General features: G+C 60.0%; 7 protein-coding genes. 4 read left to right on the top strand and 3 right to left on the bottom strand.

Annotated features, from left to right (window positions below; translation table 11 throughout):
- Position 1 precedes the first annotated feature (1 nt).
- Positions 2-583, top strand: coding sequence for a Uma2 family endonuclease (locus AC1XOS_RS00935; RefSeq protein ID WP_481960337.1), 582 nt, complete (start codon positions 2-4; stop codon positions 581-583).
- Positions 584-640: 57 nt separating this feature from the next.
- On the opposite strand, the gene AC1XOS_RS00940 is transcribed toward AC1XOS_RS00935, so the two are convergent.
- Positions 641-1,612 (bottom strand): aldo/keto reductase, encoded by a 972-nt coding sequence (locus tag AC1XOS_RS00940; RefSeq protein ID WP_481960338.1) that lies wholly within the window; start codon positions 1,610-1,612, stop codon positions 641-643.
- A 42-nt stretch (positions 1,613-1,654) separates the two neighbouring features.
- Positions 1,655-3,622 (bottom strand): acetate--CoA ligase, encoded by a 1,968-nt coding sequence (gene acs, locus AC1XOS_RS00945; protein ID WP_481960339.1) that lies wholly within the window; start codon positions 3,620-3,622, stop codon positions 1,655-1,657.
- Between the two features lie 77 nt (positions 3,623-3,699).
- On the opposite strand from acs, the gene AC1XOS_RS00950 reads away from it, so the two are divergent.
- The gene (locus tag AC1XOS_RS00950) at positions 3,700-4,656 is read left to right on the top strand and encodes an L-threonylcarbamoyladenylate synthase (protein ID WP_481960340.1); all 957 of its coding nucleotides are present in this window, start codon (positions 3,700-3,702) and stop codon (positions 4,654-4,656) included.
- 103 nt (positions 4,657-4,759) lie between these two features.
- Here the strand turns inward: AC1XOS_RS00950 and AC1XOS_RS00955 are convergent, their stop codons facing one another.
- Entirely contained in the window at positions 4,760-5,602 is an 843-nt protein-coding gene (locus AC1XOS_RS00955; protein WP_481960341.1) for a sugar phosphate isomerase/epimerase family protein, read from the bottom strand.
- A 68-nt stretch (positions 5,603-5,670) separates the two neighbouring features.
- On the opposite strand from AC1XOS_RS00955, the gene AC1XOS_RS00960 reads away from it, so the two are divergent.
- The gene (locus AC1XOS_RS00960) at positions 5,671-6,999 is read left to right on the top strand and encodes a purple acid phosphatase family protein (RefSeq protein WP_481960342.1); all 1,329 of its coding nucleotides are present in this window, start codon (positions 5,671-5,673) and stop codon (positions 6,997-6,999) included.
- A gap of 35 nt (positions 7,000-7,034) precedes the next feature.
- Positions 7,035-7,321: metallophosphoesterase family protein (locus AC1XOS_RS00965; protein ID WP_481960343.1), on the top strand; the 287-nt coding region annotated here is incomplete at its 3' end.

Genomic DNA, 7,321 nt, shown 5'->3' on the forward strand with positions numbered 1-7,321 from the left:
TATGTCTGCCCCTATCCCTGCTGGTTTTGACCTTGCTAACCCGGAGCACTTCTATGCGTTCTGCCAGGCTAGTGCTCCCTGGCGGATTGAGCGCAATGTCAAAGGAGAGATTGTTATAAAAATGCCCACAGGAGGCGAATCGTCAAACAGAAACTTTGAGCTAAATCTTCAGCTCGGTATCTGGGTTAAGCAAGATGGAACAGGCCGAGGCTTTGATTCCAGTGGTGGCTTTGACCTTCCCAACGGCGCGATGCGCTCGCCTGATGCGGCATGGGTGAGCAAGTCCCGCCTCGACACGCTCACTGCGGAGCAAAAGAAGAAATTTCTTCCCCTCGCCCCGGACTTTGTCGCCGAGCTACGCTCTGAGACCGATAGTCTTACGCTCCTTCAGGAGAAGATGGAGGAGTACATCGCCTGCGGCGTCCGCCTCGCGCTGCTGCTCGATCCCACCACCCGCAAAGCCCATCTCTACCGCCCCAGCACCGAGCCGCAAGTCCTCGAAAACCCCACCGCCGTAGACTGTTCCCCCGAGCTCCCCGGCTTTAGTCTCGACACCCAACCCCTCTTCGCCAACGAGCTTTAGCAACTCCCTCCGCCAACCTTCCTCCCAGGGTTGGGAGGAGGGCTGGGGAGGAGGGCCTTACGCCGGGCTGTCGGCCTTTAAATCGAGGTAGAGAAGCTCTTGCTCGGTGAGGTCGGTGTTGAGCGCGGCGACGTTGGTATCCACTTCTTCCTGGTTCTGGGCACCGACGAGCGCAAAGACGTTCATCGGGTAGTTGAAGATGTAGGCCAGCGCGACCTGCGGAACCGTGAGGCCCTTGGCATCGGCGAGCTCTTGCACACGATCCAGACGCGTGAAGTTGGCATCGGAGCAGTAGCACTCGCGCACCAGCTTTGCCTGGCCCTCCGTGTAGGTCTCGACACCCTCACGGTTGAAGCGCCCGGACCAGAAGCCACCCGCCATGCTCGACCAGGAGAAGATCGGCAGCTGGTTGGCCTTGTACCACGCGCGATCCGCCTCGTACTGGTCGCCGGAGATCGTCAGACAGCCACCCCAAGGCACGCGAATCGGGTCTGCGAGCGAGAAGTTAGGCGACGACGACGTGAACGGGATCTGGCCGGTCTTTTCGGCGTAGTCGTTGGCGGCTTGCAGGCGCGCCGTGCTCCAGTTGCTCCCACCAAACGCCCCGATCTTGCCTTGCTTGACCAAGAGATTGAGCACGTCCACAATCGGCCCCACTTCGACGTTTTCATCATCGCGGTGGAGCACGTAGAGATCGACGTAGTCCAGCTGCATCTTAGCCAGGGTCTCGTGGAGATCGTGCTGGATATCGAACGGCGTCACTTTCTTACGGATGCTATCGTGGGCACCCTTCGCCAAGATCACCACATCGTCGCGAACGCCACGCTCCCGCACCCACTTGCCTAAAAACGCATCCGTACCGTAGATATAGGCCGTGTCGATACAGTTGACGCCCGCCGCAAACGCGGAGTCGAGCTGCGCAAAGCCAATGGCTTCGTCGTTGCGGTTGACCTGAATGATGCCCTGCACCAAGCGCGAGACGGGTTTCGTAATCCCCGCAATCGAGCCGTATTTCATCTGATTGCTCATAACACCTCAGGATTCCCCGCCCAGAGGCGGCTTTCCTGCTCCTTATCCTTCACTATTCTCGTACTTATCTTTCAGCCCTGAAACGACGCTCGGGTCGGCGAGGGTGCTGGTGTCGCCCATTGCTCTTCCCTCAGCGATGTCGCGCAGTAATCGGCGCATGATCTTGCCAGAGCGCGTTTTAGGAAGCTCGGCGGTGAAGAGAATGTCATCGGGGCGGCAGATGGGGCCAAGCTTCTGCCCGACGTGCTTTTTCAGCTCATCTTGTAGCTCCTGGCTGGCGACAATGCCTTCTTTCAGCGAGACAAAGGCGGCGATTGCCTGGCCCTTGATCTCGTGGGTCTTGCCGATCACCGCGCTCTCCGCCACGGCGGGGTGTGAGACCAGCGCAGACTCAATCTCCATCGTGCTGATATTGTGCCCCGCCACCAGCATCACATCGTCCACGCGGCCCAGGAGCCAGAAGTAGCCGTCTTCGTCTTGGCGGGCACCATCTCCCGCAAAGTAGAGATTTTTGTCCCCAAACTTGCTCCAGTAGACTTTCTGATAGCGCTCATCGTCGCCCCAGAGCGTGCGCAACATCGAAGGCCAGGGCTTCTGAATCACCAGTAGGCCGTCTTTTCCCGTTGGCGCAGGGTTTCCCTCTTCATCGACAATGGCCAGCGTGATACCGGGGAAGGGGCGGGTTGCGCTACCAGGCTTGCCCGCGACAATGCCGGGCAGGGCCGTGATCATGTGCGCCCCCGTCTCGGTCTGCCACCAGGTGTCCACCACGGGGCAGTTGCCGTGGCCCACATGCTCGTGGTACCAGAGCCACGCCTCGGGATTAATAGGCTCGCCCACGGAGCCCAACAGGCGCAGGCTCGAAAGATCGTATTTTTCTAGGTGCTCCGTGCCCCACTTCATGAACGTCCGAATGGCGGTCGGGGCCGTGTAGAAGACGCTCACGCCGTATTTTTCAATCGTCGCCCAGAACCGATCCCGCGCGGGCCAGTCGGGAGCGCCCTCGTACATCAGCACGGTTGCTCCTGCGGCGAGTGGCCCATAAACCACGTAGCTGTGGCCCGTTACCCAGCCCACATCCGCCGTGCACCAGAAGACATCGGTCTCTTTTATGTCGAAGGTCCACTGGAAAGTCGCATTGGCCTGCGTGAGATAACCACCCGACGTATGATAAATCCCCTTGGGCTTGCCGGTAGAGCCCGACGTGTAGAGAATAAAGAGCCCATCCTCGCTGTCCATGACCTCAGGTTCGGTCACGCGCGGGGCCTCTTCCACCAGCCGGTGCCACCAGTGATCGCGGCCCTCGGTCATGGGCACCTGCGAGGGATCCATCGCACGGTTCAGCACCACCACGCTCTCCACCAACGGACAGGCATCGCCCGCAAGCGCAGCATCGGTCGTCTCTTTTAGGCGAACGACATTGCCCCGCCGCCAGCCACCACTGCTGGTCACCACAACCTTGCTCTGGCTGTCGTTGATGCGCTCCCGCAGGCTCTCGGAAGAAAACCCACCAAAGATCACGGTGTGAATGGCCCCAATGCGTGTACAAGCCAGCATCGCAATCGCCGCTTCGGGGATCATGGGCAGATAGATACTCACGCGGTCGCCCTTGGCCACCCCGAGATTCTTCAACACGCCCGCAAAGGCATTGACCTCACGCCATAGGTCATGGTAGGTCAGCACCCGCGTGTCGCCCGGCTCGCCCTCAAAGATAATGGCGGCTTTATTTCGTCGCGCCGTTTTGAGGTGCCGGTCAATGCAGTTGGCGCTCACATTGAGCTTTCCGCCCACAAACCACTTCGCATGCGGCGGGTTCCACTGGCAGACCTCCGTCCACGGCTCGATCCAGTCCAGCTTCTTGGCCCACTCCGCCCAGTAGGCCTCGGGATCGGCAGCGGCGCTCTCATAGATCGCAGCATCGGCAGCATTGGCCTGGGACACAAACTCCGGCGACGGAGGAAAAACACGATCTCCGCCCAGCGAAGACCCCATCACACTTTCATTGCTCATAATGCTTAGAGTATACCCTCCTTCATAGAGGGAGGGTGCCGAGGAACGAGGCGGGTGGGTTCTGATAAAATTCTGTCATGCCTGCCCGAATTACCGTCCCGGATAGCACCGCTCTCGCCGAAGCCGCCAAGCGCCTGCGCGCCGGGGAGCTGGTTGCCTTCCCCACCGAGACGGTCTACGGCCTGGGCGCGAACGCACTTGATGGCGATGCCGTGGCCAAGATCTACGCCGCCAAGGGCCGCCCGGCCACCAACCCGATTATCGTCCATGTGGCCCGTGTCGAGCAGGCCAAGGCGCTGGTCAAGACCTGGCCCGCCATTGCCGACGAGCTAGCCGCGAAGCACTGGCCCGGCCCGCTCACTCTGGTGCTGGAGAAAGCCGATCATATTCCCGATATCGTCACCGCAGGCGGCGCGACTGTCGGCATCCGCATCCCCAACCACCCTGTCGCGCTGGAGCTTTTGCGCCAAGCCGGAGTCCCCGTCGCCGCCCCATCGGCAAACCGTAGCGAAGAAGTCTCCCCGACACAGGCCCACCATGTCGCTGACTCGCTCGGGGCGTTTGTGGACGACTTGCTGATTTTAGATGGTGGTGGCTGTAGAGTCGGCATTGAGAGCACGGTTCTCGATGTCACGTGTGATCCACCAAGAGTGCTCAGGCCAGGGATGGCGAAGATTAACCTCCCCCCTAGCCCCCGCCGGGTACCCTCTGGGTGGGGGGAATCTGACAGGGATGTGGCGCGGTCGCCGGGGCAGATGCTGCGGCACTATGCCCCCAAAAAGCCGACGATTCTGGTTCGCACCGACGACAATAAGTTCTCGATGCACAAAAATAAATTCTCGATGCACAAAAGCGACGCGCTCTTAGTGCTCCCCGACGATCCAAACGACGCCGCTACGGTTCTCTACGCTGAGCTGCGGCGGCTGGACGGTGATGAGCACGTCGGACGCATTGTGATTGTTGAGCCGCCCGACGGCTCGGAGTGGGAGGCGATCCACGACCGTTTGCGGCGTGCTGCCAGTCCCGCCCGTTAGAGGGGCGGGACTGGAGAGCGTCGCAGGCTCCGCTGCAAAGGCCGTTCCGGCCATACGGAGCTAGGATGGGCCGGGTACCCTCGTTCCAATCGAGGGGACAAAACTAGAGGCTCCAGCACTCATGCAGATACCGCAGGCTCTCGCGGGCTATGGTCTCGGGATCGGGGCTGTAGTCGAAGACCTCGACCGAGACATAGCCGCTAAAATTCGTCTCTTTGAGGACGGTGGCAATAGGGACAAAATCAACATCGCCGAAGCCGGGGCCGCGCCGGTTGGCATCGTTGGCGTGGACATGGACGGTCTGTGCACCAAACTGGCGGCAGAGCGCGGCGGGCGCGTCTGGGCCTTCGGAGCACATGCTCTTGACATCCAGCATCATCCGAATCGCCGGATGGTTGATTTCCTCGACCATGCGCCAAGCATCGGCCTGGGTCAGCAGAAAGTCCGCCTCGGGGCGCGGCAGCGCTTCCGGGCAGAGGACAGTGTTGCAAGCCGTGAGCGTCTCCGTGAGCGCGGCCAGTGTCCCACACATCCGCAGCCACGCACCAGCTTCATCGCCGTTCTCGATGGTACGCGCCTTGGGCGATCCTAACACGAGCACCGGAGCGCCCACATCACCGGCAAACTCGACAAGTGCTTTTAAGTAGTCTAATGTCTTCTGGCGCAGCGCAGAGTCTACCGTGTGCAGGTGCAGGCCCGGCGGGGAGACCAGCAGCCAGTGCGCCCCGACGATTTCGAGGCCATGGTCACTTGCGACACGCTTTATCTCGTTGCGCTGCACCAGGGAAATCTCACGGACATCGGGCGCAAAAGTAAAGGGAGCCAGCTCGATACCGTCGTAGCCAACTTCAGAAAGAAACGCGCAGGTGCGCTCCCAGCTCCAGGGATCGGCAGCACCCAGTGGTGCAAAAGTCTCGTTGCAGATCGCAAATTTTTGTGCAGACATAGGCGCATTTTATCGTGCCAAACACACGCTCTTAACCTACCCTGTGGGAGATGCGCTACAATCAACCTATGAAACGACCCGCTCGTGAAAGCCTGGTTATTGTGGGAAGCATTCTTGCAGGAGCGCTTCTGGCAAGCTGGCAGGCAGTCGCAAAGACCCTAACCCAGGCCATTACCGCTGTCTCGGAGCAGCGGGCATGGCAAGCCAGTGCCATCCCCGACCGCGTGATCTTAACGGTAACCGCCACCCCAGCAACCGCACAGGCCGTCACTTGGCGCACCGACACCAGTGTTGCTCCGGGCCAAGCCGTTGCCCAGCTTGCTCCCGCCTCGGCGTATCCGAAGTTTGCAGAAAAAGCCCAGATCTTTATTGCCCACACCGAGCCTCTTCTCACTGATCTTGCGCCCACTCACTGCCATAGCGCTGTCTTTACGAACCTCAAGCCAGAGACGCTCTACGCCTACCGGGTGGGCGATGGCACGAACTGGAGCGAGTGGTTTCACTTCCGAACCGCCAGTGATAAGCCCAAGCCCTTCTCTTTTATCTACTTTGGCGATGCCCAAAACGATATCAAGTCTCTCTGGTCGCGGGCCATACGCTCCGCCTACTCCGAGCTTCCCAAAGCGAGCCTTCTGCTCCATGCGGGTGATCTGATCAATACCCGCAAAGATGCCGAGTGGGGCGAGTGGCACTACGCGGCAGGCTGGATCAATGGGATGACCCCTAGCCTCCCCACGCCCGGAAACCATGAGTACTCGGGCACCAAGACCCTGACTCCCAACTGGCGGGCGCAGTTCACGCTTCCCGAAAATGGAGTCCCTGGGCTTGAGGAGACCTGCTACTTCGTGGACTATCAGGGGGTTCGCTTTGTCTCACTCAACTCCGAGGAAAAGCAGGCAGAGCAGGCAGCTTGGCTCGATACGCTTCTCTCAAAGAACCCAAACCGCTGGACGATCCTGCTCTTTCACCGCCCGATGTACTCCAGCGCCAAAGGTCGCGACAACAAAGAGCTGCGCGCACAGTGGCTCCCCATTATTGAAAAGCACCGAGTGGACCTGGTTCTTCAGGGACATGACCACACCTATGCCCGCTCACAGAACCTCAAAATGGGTGTCAATACTCAGAGTCGTGACTATGGCACGGTCTACGTAGTCTCGGTCTCGGGGCCCAAGATGTACACGGTCGAGCGGGAGCCCTGGATGCAGCGTGCGGCGGAGAACACACAGCTCTACCAGCTCGTTACAGTAGACGGCGGAGCGCTACGCTACGAAGCCCGCACGGTCACCGGCGAGGTCTACGATGCCTTTGAGCTTAAAAAGCGCCGCAACCGTCCGAATCTTCTTATCGAACGTGGCCCTAAAACCCCGGAGCGCCTGGGAGAGCCGAGCAAACAGTAGTCACACAGGGGCACTTGGTCTGGTACAATGGCGACGTGCCCCACCCTGCTGAGACAATTCGTTTGCTTCACTTTGCCGATGTCCATCTGGGGGTCGAGACCCACGGCAAGTTCAACCCGGAGACGGGCCTCAATACCCGGCTCGAAGACTTCAAAAACTCGCTGGATCAGGGTATCTCGCTGGCTTTAGACGCCGACATTGACCTGGCGATCTTTGCCGGAGATGCCTACAAGGCGCGCGACCCCAGCCAGACCCACCAGAAGCTCTTTGCCGATAGCCTCAGGCGACTTACCGACGCAAATATTCCCGTGGTGATGCTGGT

This window comes from Armatimonas sp. (assembly GCF_964826245.1).